This is a genomic window from Niabella aurantiaca DSM 17617, assembly GCF_000374125.1.
Lineage (GTDB): Bacteria > Bacteroidota > Bacteroidia > Chitinophagales > Chitinophagaceae > Niabella > Niabella aurantiaca.
On the sequence record NZ_KB893648.1, the window covers coordinates 196,094 to 220,344 of the forward strand.

Annotated in this window: 14 protein-coding genes; all 14 read left to right on the forward strand. The window is 51.1% G+C overall.

Features of this window, described 5'->3' with window-relative positions; genetic code table 11:
* Positions 1–26: 26 nt before the first annotated feature.
* The 14 genes from B160_RS0126660 to B160_RS0126725 all read left to right on the forward strand — a co-directional run bounded on the left by B160_RS0126660 (position 27) and on the right by B160_RS0126725 (position 24,096).
* Positions 27–2,591 carry a glycoside hydrolase family 95 protein gene (locus tag B160_RS0126660; protein WP_018631033.1) on the forward strand — a complete coding sequence of 855 codons (2,565 nt, stop codon included), beginning with the start codon at positions 27–29 and terminating at the stop codon, positions 2,589–2,591.
* Positions 2,592–2,598: 7 nt separating this feature from the next.
* Positions 2,599–4,737: a glycoside hydrolase family 31 protein gene (locus tag B160_RS0126665; protein ID WP_018631034.1), complete on the forward strand. Its 2,139-nt coding sequence runs from the start codon at positions 2,599–2,601 to the stop codon at positions 4,735–4,737.
* Between the two features lie 120 nt (positions 4,738–4,857).
* Positions 4,858–6,024, forward strand: coding sequence for an alginate lyase family protein (locus B160_RS0126670; RefSeq protein WP_018631035.1), 1,167 nt, complete (start codon positions 4,858–4,860; stop codon positions 6,022–6,024).
* Positions 6,025–6,184: 160 nt separating this feature from the next.
* A complete protein-coding gene (locus tag B160_RS0126675; RefSeq protein ID WP_040680570.1) occupies positions 6,185–8,065 on the forward strand; it encodes an alpha-L-fucosidase in 1,881 nt (626 codons plus the stop codon).
* 169 nt (positions 8,066–8,234) lie between these two features.
* Positions 8,235–9,428 (forward strand): glycoside hydrolase family 88 protein, encoded by a 1,194-nt coding sequence (locus B160_RS0126680; protein ID WP_018631037.1) that lies wholly within the window; start codon positions 8,235–8,237, stop codon positions 9,426–9,428.
* Between the two features lie 197 nt (positions 9,429–9,625).
* The gene (locus tag B160_RS0126685) at positions 9,626–10,636 is read left to right on the forward strand and encodes a hypothetical protein (protein WP_018631038.1); all 1,011 of its coding nucleotides are present in this window, start codon (positions 9,626–9,628) and stop codon (positions 10,634–10,636) included.
* Positions 10,637–10,695: 59 nt separating this feature from the next.
* Positions 10,696–12,069: a polysaccharide lyase 6 family protein gene (locus B160_RS0126690; protein WP_157558249.1), complete on the forward strand. Its 1,374-nt coding sequence runs from the start codon at positions 10,696–10,698 to the stop codon at positions 12,067–12,069.
* A 160-nt stretch (positions 12,070–12,229) separates the two neighbouring features.
* Complete coding sequence (locus B160_RS0126695; protein WP_018631040.1) at positions 12,230–13,654, forward strand: alpha-L-fucosidase; 1,425 nt, start codon at positions 12,230–12,232, stop codon at positions 13,652–13,654.
* A 119-nt stretch (positions 13,655–13,773) separates the two neighbouring features.
* A complete protein-coding gene (locus B160_RS30235) occupies positions 13,774–15,294 on the forward strand; it encodes a glycoside hydrolase family 28 protein (protein WP_018631041.1) in 1,521 nt (506 codons plus the stop codon).
* Positions 15,295–15,327: 33 nt separating this feature from the next.
* Complete coding sequence (locus B160_RS30240; protein WP_018631042.1) at positions 15,328–16,950, forward strand: hypothetical protein; 1,623 nt, start codon at positions 15,328–15,330, stop codon at positions 16,948–16,950.
* Positions 16,951–17,019: 69 nt separating this feature from the next.
* Positions 17,020–17,610 carry an RNA polymerase sigma factor gene (locus tag B160_RS30245; RefSeq protein ID WP_018631043.1) on the forward strand — a complete coding sequence of 197 codons (591 nt, stop codon included), beginning with the start codon at positions 17,020–17,022 and terminating at the stop codon, positions 17,608–17,610.
* Positions 17,611–17,962: 352 nt separating this feature from the next.
* Complete coding sequence (locus tag B160_RS0126715; RefSeq protein ID WP_018631044.1) at positions 17,963–19,006, forward strand: FecR family protein; 1,044 nt, start codon at positions 17,963–17,965, stop codon at positions 19,004–19,006.
* A 208-nt stretch (positions 19,007–19,214) separates the two neighbouring features.
* Complete coding sequence (locus tag B160_RS0126720; RefSeq protein WP_169540141.1) at positions 19,215–22,517, forward strand: SusC/RagA family TonB-linked outer membrane protein; 3,303 nt, start codon at positions 19,215–19,217, stop codon at positions 22,515–22,517.
* A 10-nt stretch (positions 22,518–22,527) separates the two neighbouring features.
* Positions 22,528–24,096 (forward strand): RagB/SusD family nutrient uptake outer membrane protein, encoded by a 1,569-nt coding sequence (locus tag B160_RS0126725; RefSeq protein WP_018631046.1) that lies wholly within the window; start codon positions 22,528–22,530, stop codon positions 24,094–24,096.
* The last annotated feature ends 155 nt before the right edge of the window (positions 24,097–24,251 follow it).

Below are 24,251 nucleotides of genomic sequence, written 5' to 3' on the forward strand. Positions count from 1 at the left end.
AGCCCACGAGGCATTACAATTATAAAATGAAACGATTTCTGATCATCCTGTTAATGGCAATTCCCGGTTGGACATTACATGCGCAGACCGGCGAAACCGGCAATGCCCTTAAGCTCTGGTATAACCGGCCCGCTACCATCTGGGAGGAGGCCCTTCCGCTAGGAAATGCAAAAACGGGCGCCATGGTGTTTGGCGGCGTAACCGCTGAACGCTACCAGCTGAACGACAATACGCTTTGGTCCGGTGCGCCCAATCCCGGCAATCAGCCGTTAGGACCGTCCATACTGGAAAAAGTACGGGCGCTGATCTTTGCAGGGAACTACGACAGTGCAGCCGTTGTATGGAAAAAGATGCATGGTCCTTATTCGGCCCGTTACCTGCCGCTGGCAGATCTTTGGCTCAGCTTTTCCTTAAAAGATACACAGGCAACCGGGTATTATCGTGATCTGGATCTGAGTAATGCCACCACCACGGTCCGTTATAAGGCCGGGGGCGTACAGTTTATGCGGGAAACCTTTATCAGTCATCCGGATAAAATAATGGTGATCCGGATCACTGCCGATAAGAAGAAGGCCATAAATTTTTCTGCGGGTCTTACCAGCAAATTGAAATACCGGGTGGCAAACAAAGGAAACGACCTGCTGGTGCTGAGCGGGAAAGCGCCAAAGTTCGTTGCCAACCGGGATTATGAGCCACAGCAGGTAGTATATGACGATTGGAACGGAGAGGGAATGAATTTTGAAGTGTATGCAAAAATTGTTGCCGAAGGCGGGTCCGTAAGCAATAAAGATACGGCTCTGGTCGTATCCGGGGCTAATGCAGTGACCCTCTATCTTTCAGAAGCCACCAGCTTCAATGGTTTTGATAAATCGCCGGGCAAAGAAGGAAAGGATCCCGCGGTGGAGGCAACGGCAGTGCTGGGAAGGGCGCTGAAAAAAAATTATGCGCAGTTGCGTACAGCACATGTAAAAGATTACCAATCATTGTTCAACCGGGTAACGATCGACCTGGGTGCGGATGCCGCCAAACTGAAAATGCCTACGGATGAGCGGCTGAGGCGCTTTGCAAAGGAACCGGATGATTTTGCGTTGCAAAGTCTGTACTACCAGTTTGGACGTTATCTCATGATCGCAGCCTCGCGTCCGGGTGCGCGGCCAACCAACCTGCAGGGCATCTGGAATGATCACGTGCAGCCACCCTGGGGCAGCAACTATACCACCAACATCAATACCGAAATGAATTACTGGCTGGCGGAGAATACCAACCTTTCTGAATGCCATCAGCCTTTATTTGATTTTATGAAAGAGCTGGCGGTAAATGGTGCGGTTACCGCAAAAACAAATTACGGCATAACGGAGGGGTGGACTGTGCATCACAATTCAGATCTTTGGGCCAAGACCTCACCACCCGGGGGCCAGGGATGGGACGACCCCCGTGCGATGCCCCGGTGGAGTTGCTGGCCCATGGCGGGAGGGTGGTTCTCAACCCATTTATGGGAGCACTATCTTTTTACCGGCGATCAAAACTTCTTGCGGCAGGAAGCCTACCCGCTGATGAAAGGTGCAGCACAGTTCTTTCTGCACTGGCTGGTAAAGGACCCTGCTTCGGGCTATTGGGTTACCAATCCCTCCAGCTCACCGGAAAATACGATAAAAATAAAAGGGAAAGAATACCAGCTGACAATGGCCAGCACCATGGATATGTCCATTATCCGGGAATTGTTTACGGCAGTGATCAAATCGGCAAAGATATTGGGCACGGATGCGGCATTTGCAAAGGAGCTGGAAGCGGTAAAGGCAAAGTTATATCCCTATCACATCGGTCAGTATGGACAGCTGCAGGAATGGTTCAAAGACTGGGACGATCCCAAAGATAAGCACCGGCATTTATCGCACCTGTTTGGTCTGTACCCCGGTAGCCAGATCAATCCGGGCGAAACGCCGGAGCTGGCAGCGGCGGCAAAGCAGTCGCTCATTTTCCGCGGGGATGTAAGCACGGGCTGGAGCATGGCCTGGAAGATCAACTGGTGGGCCCGGCTCCGGGATGGCGATCATGCCTACAAGATCCTGCAGGATGCATTTACATATATCAACCCGCGGGAATCGCGGGCAACCATGGGCGGCGGCGGTACGTATCCCAATTTGTTTGATGCGCACCCGCCTTTCCAGATCGATGGCAACTTTGGTGCCACAGCCGGCATTACCGAAATGTTGCTGCAAAGTCATGACGGGGCAATTACATTGTTGCCCGCTTTACCCGGCGCCTGGAAAAAAGGCATCATAAAAGGCATTAAAGCGCGGGGGAACTTCCGGTGGGATCTTGAATGGAACAATGGCCGGTTGGCAAAAGCCGTGGTATATTCCGGCTCCGGCGGCAATTGCCGGGTACACACTTCCATACCGGTAAAGGTGGTAGGGGCAAAAGCGATAACTGCAACGGGTGGCAATCCCAATGCTTTGCTCGCAGCCTATGGCAAGCCGCCCTATGAAAAGAACCGGGAAGCAAAACTGGTAGACCTGGCAAAAGAAAAAGGGTTTACGATTGATTTTAATACTGAAAAAGGAAAACGATATACGCTTATACCATTATAAACCTGTTATGTTTTATCGAATCGCTTATCTGATTTTATTTGTTGCTGTATGGGGCCGTACGGCAGCCCAGTCCATTACCTGGAGCCCGGTAGCGCCGGGTGTATGGAAGGGGATCGTAGGAAAGCCGGAAGCATATGATCTTTTGAAGGCGGCTGGATCCAGTCCCGCATCCGGCCTGCAGAAAATGAGTGCGCAGCCGTTCCCTTTTTCAAAAGAAGAGATCTCCGGTACCGTTACGGATGGCAAAACCAGCCTGCGTTTTCCTCTGGATAAAGGGGAGCAGCTGTTTGGGTTCGGGTTGAATTTTCAAACAGTGCATCAGCGGGGCAAGATATTGCAGCTGCATGTAGATCATTATGGCGGCAAAGATAATGGCCGTACCCATGCGCCCGTTCCTTTCTATGTGTCCTCAAAAGGTTATGGCGTGCTGGTCAATGCAGCCCGGTACATTAATGTATATGCGGGAACGGGTGTACGCAAAGACAGCAAAAATCCGCCGGAAGAAAAAGACCGGAATACGAACCGGAGCTGGAGCTCCCGTCCCTATTCCGATGCGGTAGAGATGCTGGTGCCGGCGGAAGGTGTTGAAGTATATGTTTTTGCCGGGCCAACCGCCCTGGATGCCGTTCGCCGTTACAACCTGTTCAACGGGGGAGGCGCGCTACCGCCCCGCTGGGGACTGGGCTTTACACAACGGGTGCGGTCCTTGTTTACGGCAGAAGAAGTAAAAAAGGAAGCCGATTCCTTTGCTGTAAAAGGCTATCCGCTTGATTTCATTGGCCTGGAGCCCGGCTGGCAGAGCCGCTCTTATCCCGGCACTTTTGAATGGGATAAGACCCGCTACCCCGATCCTGCTGCATTTGTAAAGGAAATGCTGGATAAACGGATCCGCCTGAATCTCTGGATCAATCCTTATGTATCCAAATCGGCATCCTTTTACAAAGAGATCACACCTTATACAGGATCGCATACCGTATGGGTAGGTGAAGTGCCCGATTTTACCATTCCCAGGGCGCGCGATATCTTCTTTGGCCAGTTAAAAAAGGACCAGGTAGACATCGGCGTAAGCGGGTATAAAATAGATGAGGTAGATGGGTATGACTATTATCTGTGGCCGGATGTGGCTACCTTTCCATCGGGCCTGTCCGGAGAGCAGATGCGCCAAACCTATGGTGTGCTGGCAATGAAGAACAGTATAGAACTGTTTAAAAACAGGAACCAGCGGACCTATGGGCTGGTAAGAGCTTCCAATGCCGGGGCCAATAGTTATCCCTATGTGCTGTACAATGATTATTATAACCACGAAGACTTCATTACGGCGCTCATTAACAGCGGGTATATCGGTGTTTTGTGGACCCCCGAAGTGCGGGCTTCAAAAACGGCAGAGGAATGGCTGCGCCGTTTTCAGACCGTGATCTTTTCACCTATGGCCATGATCAATGCATGGTCATCCGGCACAAAGCCCTGGTCGTACCCTCAGGTAGCCGCACAGGTAAAAGAGCTGGCATTGCTGCGCATGCAGATGATGCCTTACTGGTATTCCGAGTTTGCGAAGTATCATTTTGAAGGAACACCGGTATTCCGGGGCATGAGCCTGGAGCCCGGATACCAGGTAAATACGACGAACACTTCGGTAAAGAAGAACCTGGAAGATAATCCTTACCTGGAAGCGGTGTCTAAAGAAGTAAAGGATCAGTATATGGCAGGGGAATGTTTATTAGTGGCCCCATTGTTCACCGGTCAAACTTCAAGAAAGGTAGTACTGCCCAAAGGACGCTGGTACGATTTCTATACCGGGGCTTTTGCCGGCGACGGGGAAGTGATCACAGTTACACGCGGCCTGGATAAGATTCCGGTATATGTAAAGGACGGAGGGGTCATCCCGATGATGCCGCCCTTGCTGCATGCGCCAAAAGCGGGAGAAAAAGTAGACCTTGAGATCCGGGTATATGGTGAAAAACCCGGTAGTTACCGGTTATATGATGATGACGGGGAAACCTTTAATTATGAAAAGGGCATCTACGACTGGAGGACCATTCGTGTGGAAAAGGATGCCAAAGGAAAATTAAAAGGGACGGTTGAACCTCCGCATAAAAAAGAGGTCCGATCCTACGGTAAGATCACTTTTAAGTTTATGACCAGGTGAGCGGTGATGTATAAACCACAAAACCCTGAAAGCACAAAGACGCGCAAAGGGCAGGGGGGAGAAAAAATTTTAGTGCCACTTCGTGCCTTCGAGTCTTTGTGACCAATTGAAATAAAAAGTATGAAGACCATATTTGCATATATCACATTGCTGTTAGTAATGATAACGGGGCAGCTTCGGGCTCAGAATATTGAGAACGTAAAAGTTGTTTTAAGAAAACAGGTGCTGGCAAAAGCAGCCTGGGCATTGCAGCAACCACCGGAAACGGTGACGGCGCACCGGGCATCCCGCAGTGCCGGAGGTCCGCATGATTTTTACAGCGAAGGCGATTACTGGTGGCCCAACCCCGTAAGTGTAGATAGTCCCTATATCCAGAAGGACGGGCAAACAAATCCTGAAAATTTTGTAGCGCACCGGCATGCTATGATCCGCTTCAGCAGGATTGTGGGCGCGCTGGCATCTGCCTACCGGATCGATCCGCAGAAAAAATATGTAAAGCAGGTGCTGGCGCACTGTAAGGCCTGGTTTATGGATACGGCCACCCTGATGCATCCCAACCTGTTGTATGCACAGGCAATAAAAGGCCGGGCCACTGGACGCGGCATCGGTATCATTGATGCTATACAGTTGATGGAAGTGGTGCAGGGCCTGTCTGTAATGGAGCGGGATGCGGCAATGGATCCGGCTGTACTGGCAGCAACAAAAAAATGGTTCGCCGGTTTTTTAGAATGGTTGACCACGCATCCTTATGGGAAGGATGAAATGAACGCAGCCAATAACCACGGCACCTGCTGGGTGATGCAAGTGGCGGTCTTTGCAACGTTTACCGGCAATAAGGAGCTGATGCAATTTTGCAGCAACAGGTATAAAAACGTACTGTTGCCCAACCAGATGGCAGCAGATGGAAGCTTCCCAAAAGAGCTGAAGCGTACCAAGCCATATGGGTATTCGCTGTTCAACCTGGATGCAATGGCTACCATCTGCCAGGTATTATCGACCAAAGCCGATGATCTGTGGAATTATCAGACTCCTGACGGACGTTCTATAAAAAAAGGCATCGCATTCCTTTATCCGTTCATCGCCGATAAAAGTAAATGGTCATACAAACAGGACGTGATGTACTGGAACGATTGGCCGGTGGCGCAGCCAGCGCTGGTGTTTGGTGCCGGAGCATTTAAAAGCAGGAAATGGTTCAATACCTGGAAACGGCTGGACCATGATCCGGAAACTGAAGAAGTGATCCGGAACCTGCCGGTAAGGAATCCGTTGATCTGGTTAGACCGGTAGATAGCTGTTTGTTACAGAGCCGGGAACCTTGAAAGGAAGAAAGAGAAAAAAGATCACCGCTAAATGGTGACATAACTGTAGCTGAGTGATGCACAAATGCACAAGAGTGCGACGCAATGCAGGCGCCCATTTGTTTTGTAGTTGAATGAATAAGAATGATATGAAACGATTTTTTATATATGTATTGTTTTTTGCCGCCCCGGTCATCGCTGTGGCGCAGGTAGCGGGTGATGAAGATAAGGACATGCTCAATAATGGGCAGCAACGGGATCAGGCGGCCGTCAACGAGGCGGTGAATGGCTGGTGGACGCAGTCCATGAAAACACACGACCAGCGCATACAATGGTGGCGCCAGGCGAAGTTCGGGATGTTCATCCATTGGGGTGTTTACTCCCTTCCGGGGGGCGAATGGAAAGGGAAAAAAGTGGGTGGCTATGCCGAGCACCTGATGCGCAAGGAGAAGATCACGCGCAGCGAATACCTGGAGCTGGCGCGCCACTTCAACCCGGTTTTATTCAATGCAGATGAATGGGCAAAAGCAGCGAGCGATGCCGGCATGCGCTATATGATCATCACCGCCAAGCATCACGACGGGTTTGCGATGTACCCCTCCAAAGCGTCTGATTTTAACATCCATGATCAAACCCCTTTTAAAAGAGATCCATTGGCGGAGCTGTCGGCCGCCTGTAAAAAATACGGCATCAAATTCGGGTTCTATTATTCCCATGCCTTTGACTGGGAGCACCCCGATGCGCCGGGCAACGACTGGGAATACAACAATCCCGGAGGCGATAAGAACCTGTATGGCGGGCGCAACTGGTATGATCAGCATCCGGAGCTGTTGCCGAAGGCTGTAAAATATGTCAATGAAAAGGCTATACCTCAGATAAAAGAACTGCTCACAAAATACCACCCGGATATTATCTGGTTTGATACGCCGCATAAACTGCCGTTCTCCGAGAACCTGCGTATTTTAAAGGCGATACGGGAAACAGATCCCGGTGTTGTGGTGAATGGGCGACTGGCAAGAAATTCCACCCGCAACTATGGCGATTACTTGAATACGGCCGACCGGCCGGCGGAGTTTGCCCCGGTGCCTGATGATCCGGACTGGGAAGCGATCCCTACAACCAATGAAAGCTACGGATATTCCCGTTACGACAACAGTCACAAACCTGTTTCCTTTTTTGTGCAGCTGCTGGCAAAGGCGGCCGCGCGTGGCGGAAATCTTTTAATGAACATCGGTCCGAAAGGGGATGGTGCTATCGATACAAAGGATCTTACTATTTTAAAAGGGATCGGCAGCTGGATGCAGCAAAACGGCGAAAGCATTTACGGCGTTAAACGAAGCCCCTTGCCCCTCCAGAACTGGGGGGTGAGCACGTTAAAGGGGAATAAGCTGTACCTACATGTGTTTGAGATCCCGGCCGATAGAAAATTGTATGTGGGCGGATTGCACTCGGCGATCAGTAAAGCCTATGCGCTGAATAATAAAAAAGCCCTAACGGCAAAAAGGAGCGGCCCGGACGATGTACTGATCGATCTTGCCGGCGTAGCTGCTGATACGGCCAATACCGTGATCGTATTGGAGCTGGGCGGCAAAGAAAAAGGGGAGGAAGGATTGTTTATGGCGCCCGACGTTCCGGTTACCCGGTTGCTGGCCTTTGATGCCCGTTTACAGGGCAAAGGATTTGGTTTTGGTGATGGCAAAGCCGACCGGTATTATGTAAATGGCTGGAAGTCGGAGGCACAAAGCATTTCATGGAACGTTAGGGTAAAGGAAGCAAACAACTATGAGGTAGCCATTAAATATGTGACCGGGAAAGAATGTGGCGGCAATTACAAATTATTGCTTGACAATACCCCTGTTACAGAACGAAAGGTGATCAACACCAAAAGCGGTGTGGTTACCGAAAAGATCGGCCGGCTGGATCTCCGGAAAGGCGTGCATACCATTGCGATCGATCCGGTAACAATTTCCGGCGCCGAACTGATGCAGCTGCTGGAAATACAGCTGGTGCCGCCGACTAAGAGTAAATAGAGGTGCGGGAGAAAAAGCGCTGTCTATAATGCATATCCATCCTGTTTGGGGTGCTTCTGTATAACAGCGGCAGAAGCAACCGGTCGTTGGAACCCGGTAGGAGTGCAGGAGTATCGTAAGTAAGAACATAAATCATTTAAATCCCGTTGGGGAGCTATCTTATCAGATCATGAAGAAAATAGGAATCATCGTTGCCATCATTGCAGGCGCACTGCAGGGAACGGCACAGAAAGTAGACATTGCGGCCGTGGTAAAGGATGCCGGAAAGCAAACAACCGTGATGCTGCAGGAGATTGCCGGAGCAAAAGCGGCCGGAAGCAAGGGCGTATCTCCCCGGACGCTGGAAGATGGAAAATTAAAACTGGTTGCATCCCGCGACTGGACCAGTGGTTTTTTTCCGGGCGAGCTGTGGTACCTGTATGAGCTTACGGGAGATCGAAAATGGAGAACGGAGGCCCGGGGCTTTACGGCAGACATTGAGCAGGAGAAAACCAATGGAACCACGCATGATATGGGGTTCAAGGTGTATTGCAGCTTTGGCAACGGCTACCGTCTTACAAAAGACCCGCATTACAGGGCGGTCATCATCCAGGCGGCTCAAACGTTAAGCCGGCGGTTTAATAAAACGGCCGGAGTGCTCCGGTCCTGGGATCACAGCAAGAATAAATGGGATTTTCCTGTGATCATCGATAATATGATGAATCTTGAGCTGCTGTTTGAAGCATACAAACTCACCGGCGACCGGAAGTTGTATGACATTGCGGTAAGTCATGCAGACCAGACGATGAAAAATCATTTCCGGCCCGATTACAGTTCTTATCATGTGGTAGACTATGATACCACTACGGGCAGGGTCATTAAGAAAACAACACACCAGGGCTATGGGAATGAGTCTGCATGGGCGCGCGGACAGTCCTGGGGGTTGTATGGTTATACGCTGTGCTACCGGGAAACCCGGGATGCGAAATATTTAAAAATGGCCGAGCATATTGCCGGTTTTATCCTCCATCATCCCAACCTTCCAAAAGACGGTGTTCCCTATTGGGATTTTAATGCGCCGGGCATTCCCAATGAGCCGAGGGATGCATCCGCGGCGGCAGTGATCGCATCTGCATTGTACGAGCTGAGCACTTACAGCAAGAACACAAAAAATTACCGGTCGGCGGCAGACCGGATCCTGGGCAGTCTTACAAAAGCTTACCGGGCTCCCGTTGGCACAGCAAGCGGGTTCCTGTTATTGCACAGTACCGGCACGAAGCTCACCAATACAGAAGTGGATGAGCCATTAAGCTATGCAGATTACTATTACCTGGAGGCATTGCAGCGGGTCCGAAAGCTCAGGGCAGGAAAGAAGCTGTTCTGAAACAAAGCTTTGCGAATGTGAACGATCCGGTACTTCCCCGGTAACGGAATACCAGCGGCCCTGCCCGAACGACTGGGATATTCGGGTAAAATCGTTGAACAGAAAGCAAATTCATGATACTTTTTTGAGCGAAATATATAGGTTATTTGTAACGGCCGTTATTCCGGTTGCAGCGGGCGGCCCATCAGTAAATGTATATGAAAAAAGTGATTAAAATAAATACCGCGTTGTTTTTCCTGGCGGTGGTGGCTCTTGCCTGCACCACCAAAAGCCTGCCGGACGATCGGGGAAAAAAGCCTGGTCCGGATACGGAAAAGGCGGATCCTGACCCCAAATATCAGCTCACCTCCGCACTGGAGGCCGGCACGGCGCTTTCAGGAAAATCCTATAATGAGATCAATACTTATATGAAATCATTTGGGTTCGATTATTCCGAGCATGCCAATTGCAGCGGTGGTTATGGTGGTCATGCAGACGGTGTGCATTGCAGTGTGGTAAAGGATGCGGATCTGGATAAATACGTTTTTCGCTTTGATATTCACATTGATCCGGTTATAGATGGCGACCGGTGCAGTGCCGGTACGGTGGACCGCCAGCGCAACGAAATGAAATCGGCTACCAATAATACCACCTGGGCAAAGGTACAGGGCAACTGGGATGAGTGGCAGGTGCTCGAATGGAAGTTCAGGCTGCCAAAAGGCTTTCAGCCTACTTCCAGCTTTTGCCATATTCATCAGCTAAAAGCGCAGGATGGCCCCAATCATGGAAGCCCGCTGATCACCATTACGCCGCGTGCCGGCAGCAACGGCAGCAACAAAAGAATGCAGATCATTCATTCGGTAGATGGAGCCGGCACCGGGAAGGGAATTATTGTGGACAATATACCGCTGGCTGATTTTGAAGACGAGTGGGTACAGGTGCGTGAGGAAATGCATTATACGCACAACGGGTATTATTCCTGTAAGATCACCCGCGTGCGGGATGGTAAAGTACTGATCGATTTTAAAGATACAAATATTGACCTGTGGCGGAGCGGAAGCTCTTATATCCGCAGCAAATATGGCATTTACAGAAGTCTTGCGGGTGGAAAGCTGGATCAGACACCAGTGGGGCAAAGCCCGTTGCTGAAGAACGAATCGCTGTGGCTGGCAGATTTCAAAGTGTATGAAAAAAATACAAACCCCGATCCGGGACAACCACATAACTGATCTGCAGGAACCATTAAAAAGATACCGGGATAAAACAAAAAATAAAATCAATGGCATTTATGAAAAAATATTTACTGCTCCTGTTATGCCTGCAGGGGGCCTGTGCGCTGTTCGCCAATACCATTACAGTGACCTCGCTTGAGGCCTTGCAGCGTGCCATTGACGCTGCAAAACCCGGTATGGAGATCCTGGTAGCCGATGGTGTTTATACAGCGGAAGCCGACATTGTGATCCGGTGTGCCGGCACCAGGGCCAGACCCATTGTCATTGCGGCGCAACACCCCACAGCGGTAACCATTACCGGCAAGGGCGGTTTTAACCTGGCAAGTCCGGCCGCATATGTTGTGATCCGGGGCTTTAAATTTACCCATGCCGCATCAAGAGCGCGCTCCGGTGCCGGAACTGCTTTTTGCCGGTGGACGCATAATATTTTTGAAACGCCGGGGAAGGGTGAATACCTGACCATTGCCGGCGATGACCATGAGATAGACTATAATACCTTTCAGAATAAAACGGAAATGGGAAGGATCCTGGCCATCCGTGGGAGCGGAAAGCAGATCGCGCAACGCCTCCACATCCATCACAATTATTTTTACAATTACCCGGATCAGGGCGGTGCCAACGGTGCCGAAACATTACAGTTCGGATTGAGCGGTTTTAGCCTGTCGACAAGCAACAGTATGGTGGAGTACAATCTTTTTGAAAAATGTCATGGCGAAAATGAGCTTATTTCGGTGAAAGCGTCGGGGGTAACATTGCGATACAATACCATCCGTGATTGCCCGGCACAATTCACATTGCGGCACGGCAATAGATGTGTGGTGTATGGGAATTATTTTTTTAATACACCCGGGTTGCGCATTTTTGGAGATGACCACCATATTTTCAGTAATTATTTTGAAAATTGCAGTATTGCTGTAACCATTGGCAACGGGGGTGCGGAAGTGGCCGATGGCGCGCCGCTGACGGAGCACGACCGGCCCGACAGGGTGCTGATCGCTTTTAATACACTGATAAATAACCGGCAAAATTTTGTGCAGCAGTCCCGGAAGGGCGGAATCGGGGCCACGTATATAACGGTTGCTGATAACGTGGTTGTGGGGGGTGAAAAAGTGGCTTCGATTTCCGGACCGCTGGCAAACGCTGTATGGGAAAATAACGTCATCCATAAGGTGGGAAGCGCGGGGGATCTGCCCGGGGGAGGATTCAGGAGCGAAGATCCCCGGTTGGTGAAAGATGCCGCAGGTATTTACCGGCCATCCGGCAAAAGCCCGCTAATGGGTGCCGGGGATGCAGATTACAAAGCGGTAACCGCAGATATGGACGGGCAACCCCGGGATGGCAGATGGGATATCGGTGCCGATCAACAAAGCACGGCAAAAGCGACGGCGCATGCGCTGAAGGCCGATGAAGTAGGCGCATTGGTGAAATGAATGCCAAGCGGCACGCCTCGCATAAGGAGTGAAAAAAAGCGCCGTCAGGAGCGCCCTACCGGTAGATGAATAGCATTACCGGAGGCTGAAGGGAGTGACACAACAGGCGATGATAGCAGCAATGAAGCCGGTAAAAAAAATAGAATCATAAAATACAGATATGAAAAGGATCGTAATCGTTACGCTTGTATGCCTGTTTGCAGGTTCCGTAAATGCACAGTCGGTAGATAAAGATACCCGCATGGAATGGTGGCGGGAAGCCCGTTTTGGCATGTTCATCCATTGGGGGGTTTATTCACAATGGGGGGGTGTGTATCATGGTCACCAGCAGGCAAGAGGCGGCGCAGAGTGGATCATGAACCGCAGCAAGATCCCGGTAGCCGAATACCAGGAGCGGGCCAAATCCTTTAACCCGGTGAAGTATGATCCGGATGCCTGGGTAAAAATGGCAAAGGATGCGGGAATGAAGTACATTATCATAACCTCCAAGCATCACGACGGCTTTGCCCTGTTTAAATCCAATGCCAGCAAATGGAATGTGGTGGATGCCACGGCTTATGGAAAAGACCTGCTGAAGCCCCTGGCAGATGCCTGCCGTAAATACGGGATGAAGCTGGGTTTTTATTATTCCCAGGCGCAGGACTGGAACAACCCCGGTGGATCGGCTGCGCGTAAGGAAATGAAGGAAGGGTGGCCCAATCCTGATTCAGCAAAGATCGATGCCTACACGCTGGCGCACAAAGGGCACTGGGATCCTGCGCAGGAAACAAAGACCTTCGATCAGTACATCAACGATGTATCGGTGCCACAGGTAAAAGAAATTTTATCCAATTATGGTGATATTGCCGTGCTGTGGTGGGATACTCCTACCAACATGACGGATGCTGCTGCACAGAAATTGCAGAATGTATTAAAGCTGCAGCCCAATATCATCACCAATGATCGCTTAAAACGCCCCAATTTTCCGGGCGATACCAAAACACCCGAGCAAAAGATCCCCACCCAGGCCGAGCTGGATGGCAAGGACTGGGAAACCTGTATGACCATGAATGGCAGCTGGGGCTATAAAAGCTGGGACCATAACTGGAAATCGACAGAGACCCTGATCCGCAACCTGGTAGACATTGCTTCAAAGGGCGGGAACTACCTGCTGAACATTGGACCGAAGGACGATGGCACCGTTCCGCAGGAAAGCATCGACCGCCTGGCCGCCATCGGGAAGTGGATGAAGGTGAACAGCGGCGCCATCTATGCTACGCATGCCAGTCCGCTGGCAGACCTTGCATGGGGAAGATGTACGATGAAAGAAGAGGGGAACAACACCCTGCTGAACCTGTTTGTATTTGACTGGCCGGTAAATGGTAAGCTGGAAGTACCAGGCCTTGCTAACAAGAGTATCAGTGCAACCCTGGTGGCAGGCAACAAAAAGCTCCGGGCAAAGAATGTGAACGGTAAGATCGTCATTGATGTGCCGGCGGCTGCTCCGGATGCCATTGCCTCTGTAATACAGCTGCGTGTAAAGGGCAATGTAGCCAATGTAAATATCAAGGGAGCCAGAAAAATGAAGACGGGAGCGCTGGATTGATATGGCCCTTAGCGGTTTTATTTCACGCGGCGGTGTTGGGGCAGCGATACGCGGTGGTTCCGTTTGAAGATATTAGACAACAGCGCCCACTCCCGTTTTTAAAAATAGAATCCCTGGATATGAGAGTATTATTCCTGTTTTGTTTGTTGGTGTTTTGGGCTGGTGTAAAGGCAGCGGATGTAAACATTCTTAACTATGGCGCAAAAGGCGATGGCAGGACGCTGAATACGCTGTGCATCCAGCAGGCCATTGATGCCTGTAATCAAAGCGGTGGCGGTAAAGTATTCTTTCCGGCGGGAGCCTATCTTTCCGGTACGATCGAATTGAAGGACAATGTGACCCTGCATATACAGAAGGGCGCCACATTGCTGGGCAGTACGGACATTGAGGCCTATCGCAACCTGGATCCGTTTACCGAAGGGCTGGGCATCAACGTTGGCTGGGCGCTGCTGGTGGCGGTAGACCGTAAGAACATCGGTATTGAAGGAGCCGGCACCATCGACGGGCAGGGGAGCAAACTGAAAGCAGCCCATATTTTAAAAGATACCCGGCCCGAGGGCCAGCGCTGGGGACGTCGTCCCTTTCTGCTCCGCGTGGTGCGCTGCACAGACGTACACGTAAAAGATATTACGTTGAAATACGCCGGCGCCTGGACCTCCCATTATTTTCAATCAAAAGATATCCGGATCGAGCACCTGAAGATCGTAAGTGTGGGCGTGGCGCATAACGATGGCATTGGTATTGATGGGTGCCAGGATGTGGTCATCCGCAATTGTGATGTGGTAAGCGGTGATGATGCCCTGGTATTCAAGACCACCTCCAGCAAAATGGCCTGCAAAAATATAAATGTAACTGGCCTGCGGCTAAAAAGCAACCAGGCCGGAATAAAAATGGGCACGGAGTCCATGGCCGGTTTTGAGAACATTCGTATCTCCGGCTGTGTGATCAATGATACCCGTAACGGGGGGATCAAACTGTTATCGGTAGATGGCGCTCAGATAAAGAACGTGTGGATCTCGGATATAAAAATGAACAACATCCGAACGCCCATACTGCTGCGCCTCGGATCGCGGCTCAGTGTTTTTCGCAAGGGCCAGGATGTGCAGCAGCAGACCGGCCGGTTTGAAAACGTAGTGCTGAAGAACATTACTGCAGTTTCGGCAGACAGCACACAACTGAGATCCGCCTCCGGCATCCTGATCACCGGGGTGCCGCAACATAAGATCACCGGGATCACACTCGAACAGATCCGCATTGAATTGCCCGGCGGCGGTACAGCCGGCGAAGCAGAGGCGGTAGTACCCGAGGCAGTCAGCCAGTATCCGGAAGTAAAGACCTTCGGACCTGTGATACCTGCTTATGGCCTGTGGTTACGCCACGCAAAGGACATCCGCATAAAGAACCTGGAGCTGCGGACGAAAAAAGCCGATCAGCGGCCTGCGGTTTTTATGGAAGATGTGCAGCAGGCGCAATTAACACAGTGCAGATTCCGGGCACCGGGAAATCCAGGTTCCATCATTAAAATAAAAGAATCAGGGGCGATCTCCCTTGAGCAGATAGAGGCAACCGCCGAAGCAAAATCAGTTGTGGATGCGGATGCTGTAAGCGCTGCGGGGATCCGGTACAAAAAGAACCGGTGACCGTGATCCGTTTAAAAAACAGGTTTCAGAACAATGCAGAACAAGATCCTTAAAAAAGGCATTTGCGCGCTGCTGGTGCCGGTGTTGCTTACGGCTGTGATTGCGGCCCGGAAATCGGGGCAGCCGGACCGCAAAGAAAATAAGAGCCACTGGGTGCGCGTTGGTGCCGGCGGTAAACTGGAATATGCAGCGACGTCGCGCGGCGACCGGATTATGGATTTTTCCTATGCAGGTTATAAAGGTGGCGGGGTAAGGCTGCCGGAAGTGAAAGAGACCGCAAGGGTGTACCCTGTTGATGGAGACAATACGGCAAACATCCAAAGGGCCATTGATTCGGTAGCCGGGTTGCCGCTGGTAGAAGGCTTCAGGGGTGCGGTGGTGCTGGCTCCGGGTGATTTTTCCTGCGGGCAAACCATTGCCATCCGTAGCAGCGGCGTGGTATTGCGGGGCAGTGGTGCAGCTTCGAGAATTTTAATGACCGGAAGGCCACATGTAGCCATCCTGCTTGAAGCGCCTGTCCAGATAAAAGCAACAGGCAGCAAAGTGCCGGTTACCGATGCGTATGTGCCATCGGGAACGGATAGGATCACCGTGTCCGATGCAAAGGAATTTGCGGTGGGCGATCTTGTGATGATCACAAAGCCCGTTACCCCGGAATGGGTCCGGTTTATGGGAATGGATACGCTGATGCGCAATGGAAAGAAACAGACCTGGATCACCGGCGAGCTTTTGGTGGAGCGCACAATAAAAACGATCAGCGGAAATAGGCTAACAGTTGAGGTGCCTTTTGCAGACAGTTATGATGCCGCATTTACAAAGCCCGGTGCTACTGTACAAAAGATCAGTAGGACAGGCGGGTTACAAAATGCAGGTGTGGAGCATCTGGCGATTGAAGCGCCGGCACAGTCCGTTACCATCAGCCAGGGGCATCATTCGGCCATACGAACACGCGGCCTGACCGATGGCTGGATCCGCGGGGTCCGGATCCGGAATACGGTGAATAGTGTTGGGATCGGGGGGCAGCGGATCACGGTAACGCAACTGGATATCCGGCATACCCTGCCTACCACCGGCGCTGCCAAACCGGCAGATCTGGCTGCCGGTGGGGCGCAACTTTTATTTGACCGGTGCACCATCCAGGGAGATAATGTATTTTTCCTGGCAACGGGGGCCAGGGTAAGCGGGCCGGTGGTATTGCTGCATTGCACGTTTAGGGGCAAGGGCTGGATACAACCCCACCAGCGCTGGGCTACCGGGTTACTGGTGGATGGCTGCCGTGTGCCTGACGGCGGTATCGATTTTATGAATCGCGGTGAGATGGGCTCAGGGCATGGCTGGGCCATCGGCTGGGCCGTGGCCTGGAACTGCAGCGCAAAATCCTATCTGAACCAGCAACCACCCGGCGCATATAACTGGGTGATCGGTTCCGTGGGGGAAAAGCAGCAACGCGCCATGCCTTTTAATAAAGCACCGTTGCTTGCTGAAGGTGTTTATGATGCGCACGGGACTCCTGTTGCACCGGAAAGCCTTTATTGGGCGCAGTTAAAAAACAGGCTTGGCGAAAAGGCATTGGAAGCGGTGGGATATCCGGACCATAATGGTAAGAATATTGAGCGTTTTGCAAATAGCGCTTACAATTTTAGACGTTCTTTGTAGTTATCTATAAAGGGAAGATAAAGAGGCGGAATCCCCACAGGTCCGGACCGGGTAAATGAGTTTGCACATATGAGCGATAAGATAAAAGACTGGTTGAGGCAAACAGCGGAAAATGACTGTCATGAGTCCTTTGAAAAATTATACCTGCATTTTGTGCCGGGGATGCAGGCTTTTGTCGCATCGGTTGTAGGAGACAGAGAGGTAGCGCTGGACCTGGTGCAGGACCTTTTTGTGAACAGCTGGATCAACCGGAAAAACCTGACCGCCATCGAGCACCCCGTAAATTATCTGTATTGTGCATTGAAGAACAATGCCGTTCATTACCTGAAGTCCCGTAAACGGGTAGCCCCTCTTGTATTTGAGGAAAATGAGTGTATTACACTGACCGGTGGAAGCCCCGAAGCCGACGTGATCACCAAAGAGATCAGGCAATTGCTGGAAACAACCATCAATGAGCTGCCCTATAAATGCCGGCTGGTTTTCCGGCTGATCAAGGAAGACGGTCTCCGCTATAAGGAAGTGGCCCACCTGCTGGATATTTCCGTTAAAACCGTGGAAGCCCATATGCGATTGGCATATAGCCGGATCGTGGAATGCCTGGAAACCGTACTGCCGCAGCATACCAGCCTTTACAAGCCGGAGAAGCGTTCGGGAATGTAGATCTCCGTGTTAAGGAACACCGGGGCCCGTGCGCCTGTTTATTTGCAAACATCATAGCCTGACCGGCGGAAACATGCTCCGCTAATAATGAACCGGTATCAAATTGTCTTTATCGATTTATGCCCGGTCAGTGAGGGCGCTGCCCGTGACGCAGGTCACGGTTTGTATCGCCGCAACCTATTCAAGAGAACAGCCATTTTAATAAAATAAATACCGGCCTATTATTAAATACTGCTCCGGAACATCGGTGGCCTGCGCTTTTTAGCCGGCCTTTTTAAGCATTTCATTTTTTTTAAAAATCAACTAAGGGTTTTTATCCTCCGGATACTCTTTATTCATAAGCGCAGTGTTTATGGAACGGAACCGGTTTATTGAATTACTGAGAAAAAAAGAGAGCGGGGAGATAACCCTGCTGGAACAGAAGGAGCTGAATGAGCTCCTGGCTGTAAACGATACGTATCCTGTGATCCAGGGGGCATTGAAAGCGCTTTCCGGTCCGGATCCGCTGTTTAACCGGAATACGGATAACGGAGATAATGCCGGATTAAAGCGCCTGCGCGAGCGGATCCGGCAGGCGGAAAAAAAGAACAGGAGCCGGATTGCCGGAATGCCCGTGCGATGGATGGCAGCTGCGGCGGTGATCTTTGCGTTGCTTACCGGGGGGCTTTTTTATTTTTCTACCCCTTCCCGCCATCCGCAAGCCAGAACGGCAAATATCGTTGAAACGGAAAAGGGCTCCCGCACCAATCTGGTGCTGCCGGATGGGAGCAGGGTTTGGGTGAACGCAGATACAAAGCTCACCTATGACCATACGTTTGGTACAAGAACAAGGTCGGTGTATTTATCGGGGGAAGCTTATTTTGAGGTGGCAAAGGACAAGGCCCATCCTTTTATAGTACATACACCGTTGATGGATGTAAAGGCCGTTGGAACAGCTTTTAATGTGCGGGCTTACAAGGACGAGGCGAACGCCCAGGCAACACTGATGGAAGGGTCGGTAGAAGTGGCTTTCAAAAGGAAAGAGAGTGGGAAGATCCTGCTGAAGCCCATGGAGAAAGTGATCGTCCGGACGCCTGCAGCGGCTGTTGCAGGTGAAAAAGATCTTCCGGAGATCGCCGTAATGAAAGTGAACTATGATCCTGCGGAAGCAGCAGCCCCGGAAACCCGGTGGCTGAAGAACCGGCTGGTATTCAGCCAGGAGCGCCTCGGTACCATTGTAAAAACGCTGGAGCGGCATTATGGCTGCAGCATCCGGGTAACAGACACGGCGCTATTAAACCGCAAACTCAGCGGTATCTTCCAGGATGAAAGTCTTGCCGATGTGCTCGAGTCCTTCCGCCTTGCGGCCGGTATCCGGTATGAGATCGATAAAAATAATGTGTTGCTTTTTAAATAACCCTTCAAAACGATTCCATATGAAAAAAGAAACATAGTAATTAAATAAGAAGGCGGAAAATGCTCGTAACATTTCCCGCCGGATCAGGACAGAAATCATTGCCTCGACAGCAATATTCCATCACTTTAATCATCACAAAAATATGAAAATTAAAGATTGCCCTGCCATGCGTGATGGGGTGCAATTAATTATCAAATATCTGTTGATAATGAAGCTTGTCGTCTTTATCATCCTGCTGACTTCCAGTCAGGCGATCGCCATCGATACTTTTTCCCAGGAAAGGATCAATTTAAAGCAGACCAATACAGCCATCACTTCTGTTTTAAAAGGAATTGAGGAGAAGTATGACTATCGCTTTGTGTACAGCGACAGCGTGGCGCTGAGCAAACAGCGGATCGATGTATATGCAAGAAATGCAACCATCGATGCGGTCATGCAGCAGCTTTTGAAGACCACCGCCTTTTCTTATAAAAAGATGAACAAGGGATTGATCGTAATCATCGGCAGCGAACCGGAACGGGCTGTGGTACCGGTGAAGGCTGCGGTGGTAGATGATGCCGGTGTGCCGTTGCCGGGCGTCAACGTTGTTGAAAAGGGTACCACCAACGGCACCGTTACAAAAGAGGATGGCGGTTTTTTGATCAATGTAAAGGATGAACAAGCGGTACTGGTGATCTCAGCGGTGGGGTTTGCCACAAAAGAGATCCCCGTAAGCCAGCTGACCGCTACCGTGGTGCTGGAGCGGGAAGAGCGGAAGATGGAAGAAATCATTGTGGTAGGGTATGGCACCCAGAAAAAAGTAAACCTCACCGGTGCGGTGTCTACCATCTCCGGCCAGGAGCTGGTAAAACGGCCGGCGGCCAACACCTCGCTTTTGCTGCAGGGCAAAGTTCCGGGCCTGCAGGTGGTGCAGAACTCGGCGCAACCCGGGCTGGAGAGCCCGTCCATCCAGATCCATGGTGTGGGTACCTTTAGCTCGGCGGGCAATAACCCGCTGGTGCTGATCGATGGCATACCGGGCTCTCTGACCAATGTGAACCCCAATGCCATTGAAAATATCTCCGTTTTAAAGGATGCGGCTTCGGCTGCTATCTATGGGGTACAGGCGGCAAATGGGGTGATCCTGGTAACCACAAAGGCCGGCACCAAAGGTCGGTTGAATGTAGACTACTCCTACAACTGGGGATTGCAGAAGCCCTCCGGTGTGCCCAGCCTGATCTGGAACTCGGTGGAGTTTATGGAGCTCAGCAATGAAGGCATCAACCGTACAGGACAAAATATGAGCAAGCTGTATTCCCAGGCACAGATCGATGCTTACCGCAATGGGAACGGCTCGGCACAGTATCCGAATACCGACTGGACAAAGCTGATGTTTAAAAATGCGCCCATGCAGCAGCACTATCTGAGTGTGAACGGAGGAGAGGGGAAAACGACCTATAATTTCGGATTGGGCTACCTGGACCAGGACGGGATCCTTATAAAAACAGGCTATAAGCGCTATAATGCCCTGTTCAATTTCCGCACCCAGATGAGCCGGGTGGTCAGCTTTGGAAGCAATATCAGCTTTATGCAGGGCAACCGTATGGATCCTTTCAGCAATACCGAGAACCTGGTGCTCAGCATTTATGCGCAGCATCCCTTATGGTCGCCTTACCTGCCCGATGGAAGCGGAAGGGTAACCAGTAAGGCCTATGATTTTGAAACCACCAATCAGAATGCCTATGCGGTGATGCAGACAAGCAAGGATTACAATAAGGCATATGGCATAACGGCCAACAGTTATGTAGACGTGCATATTGCTAAAGGACTGAAAGCACAGGTAAAAGGAGGTGTGACCTATAATACCGACCGGCAAACAAGGCATAACATTCCATTGCCCACCTTCCTGTTTCAGCCGGACGCGAACGGGGTACATGCGCCGCAGCAAAATTACCTGGGAACCTATATCACGCTCACAAAGACCCAGCAGGAGAATATCCATTATACCTTTTATTCTACATTGAACTATGACCGGGTATTTAATGATGTGCACCATCTGACCGCACTCGGGGGATACAGCCAGGAACATTTTACTTACGAACAGCTGGCGGGCTTTAGAAGGGATTTTCCTTCGGAGAACCTGCCGGCCCTGAATGCAGGAGGTACGGACGCCCAAACGACGAATGGCTATGGATATGAGTGGGCGCTGAAATCGTTCTTCGGGCGATTGAACTATGCGTTTGATAACCGGTATTTGCTGGAGGTCAGCCTGCGGGAAGACGGATCGTCAAGATTCCGCGAAGGAAGAAGATGGGGGGCCTTCCCCTCCATGTCCGCGGGATGGCGGGTATCGCAGGAAAACTTTATGAAAGGGATCACCTGGCTTACCAACTTAAAGATCCGGGGCTCCTGGGGGCGGCTGGGCAACCAGAATATAGGTAATTATCCCTACCAGAATCTGCTGGATAACGGGCTTTACATCTATGACAAGGTAGCTGCCGGCGTGCTGAACGCCAGCCTTGCCGATTCCAATATTACCTGGGAAACGACCACGGCAGCAGGCATCGGCCTGGATTTTTCATTGTTCCATAACAAGCTCTCCGGTACCTTCGATTACTTTTCCAAACAAACCCGGAACATCTTAAGACTGGCACAGGTGCCTGCTTTTGTAGGCATGGATGCACCTACCATTAACTCCGGGGCTATGGAGAACAAAGGGTTTGAGTTCAGCCTGGATTACAAAGACCGTTTCGGGGATATTGATCTTTTTGCAGGGATCAATTACTATACCTACAGGAACCGGGTAACCAAACTTGGCGCGGAAGAGATACAGAGCAATAAGCTGCGGAGGGAAGGGCTGCCCTGGAACTCCTGGTATATGTGGAAATGGATCGGTATTTTTCAGAACCAGGAAGAGATCGACGCGGCTCCCAAACAGCAATACACCCCCAAACCCGGCGATCTTATTTTTGCCGATCTGAGCGGGCCGGAGGGCGTTCCGGATAATAAAGTGGATGCCTACGACCGGGTAGTGATTCCCGGGCAATATCCAAAATTCAATTATGGCTTCAATCTCGGAGCTGCTTATAAAGGATTTGACCTGACGGTATTCTTCCAGGGCGTAGCCGGCATCAAGGTATATACCGACCAATGGGGATACGGAGCATTCCGGCAATGGTCGCCGCCGCCTACCTTCTGGAGAGACCGCTGGACGCCGGATAACCCCACCAGCAAACTGCCGGGAATGTATGTGGATCAATACCTGCCCATCACCGCGGCTTCCTCTTTCTGGTTGCAGGATGCTTCTTATCTGCGGTTAAAGAACCTGGTGCTGGGGTATAATTTCAGCAGCCAGTTGCTGCAGCGGATCAGGGTACAGCAGCTGCGGGTGTATTTCTCCGGGGACAACCTGCTGACCTTTTCGGATTTTGAAGGAGATCCCGAGCGCGTTATCACCGATAATACCAGCGGCCGGTTTGCCATTTACCCGCAAGCCAGTATCTATACGTTTGGTGTTAAAGTCACTTTTTAAACATACTACTATGATGATCTATAATATAAAAAAGTTCTTTTTGTGGAGCCTCGTCTTCGTGCTGCTGGGCGGATGCCAGAAAGACGACTTTCTTGATAAACAGCCTTTTGATAAAATAACCAATGAAGTATTCTGGACGTCTAAAAAGGACGCGGAGCTTGCGCTGACGGGTTGCTACAGCTCACTCCGGACGCCGGCCTTCGCCATCAATCAGAGTTCTTATTCTTCCCTTCAGTTTGAAGGATTAACAGATAATGCTTATTGCAATTCCACTCTTGATGGCTACACCGATATTTCCAGGGGGGTGATCACGCCCACAACGGGTGGCATCATCACACGTGTGTGGACGGATGCGTACAAAGGCATTGCCCGCTGTAACTGGTTTCTGGGAAACCTGCACCGGGTACCGGATCTGAGCGAAGCAGATCAGGCGCGTATGCGGGGAGAAGCTTATTTTCTTCGGGCGTTTATGTACAATGAACTAACCATGCTGTATGGAGATGTGCCGCTGATTACCGAACTGCTGGGATTTGGTCCGGATGTATTCCAGACACAGAAAACGCCCCGCATGGATGTGGTAAAACGGATGATCGGGGATCTGGACAGTGCAGCCGCCGGCCTTCCCAACATAGCTTATGCGGACGGGCACCCTGTACGGGCCTCTGCCCTGGCATTGAAAGCGCGGATGTGCCTGTACAATGGTCTTTGGCAGGATGCAGCGGATGCAGCAAAAAAAGTAATAGACGAAGGCAAGGCCTCGCTTGCAGAGAGCTACCAGGGCATCTTTTGGGGAGAGCAGGAGGGCAATCCTGAGATCCTGTTTTCAGTAAAGGCCAGCAGCCCTACGGCTATACACAACCTCGATCTGCTGTATGGTTCGCGGTTTTCGATGGTGCCCCTGCACACCCTGGTGGATTGTTATGAGATGAAGGATGGCACCGCTCCGGTAGCGCCGGTGGTGCCCTCCTTTTATGATCCCAAAAACAGGATGCGGAATGATTTTTATCAGAACCGGGATCCCCGGCTCAAGCTAACGATCTTCACTCCCGGGGATCCCTGGGCGTATAATTCCACGATCGGTTTTAACAATGAGGCCAAATTCAAAGCTGAATCGCCTTCCGTAAACAACCTGGGTATCCGGAAGTACATCAACATTACCGTAAATGACGGTTCCGGAGGACCCTCCGGAAGTTCGCAGGCTATTGTAAAGCTGCGCTATGCAGATGTGCTGCTGATGTATGCGGAAGCGATGGTAGAACTGGGAGGCGGCGCCACCAGCGATCCGGCAGCATTAAAGGCGATCAATGACGTAAGGGCAAGGCCGGGCATCCAGATGCCACCCAAAACAGCGCCCTTGACCCGGGCTGCAATCCGCAACGAACGAAGGGTGGAGCTCGCGTTTGAAGGGTTGCGGTATTATGATATCAAACGCTGGAAAATTGCCAAGGCCGTACTGAACGGCTACAAGGATCCGGGCAATGTGATACGGGTATTTGAAGACCGGTTTTATTACTGGCCGGTTCCGCAGACCGAAGTGGATATGATGGGCGCTGACTTCCAGAACCCGGATTACCGGTAGTGGCCGCAGAAGGAGTGAGAAACGGGTAGTAATAATGAACCGGTATCCGCCAGGATCGTAATGGGGGATACCGCCGTTAAATATCCTTGCGGGCCTTAGGCGCTCATTGCGGTTGAGATTGTAACCGCGAAGGTGAAAGGGCGCCAGGAGCAGCA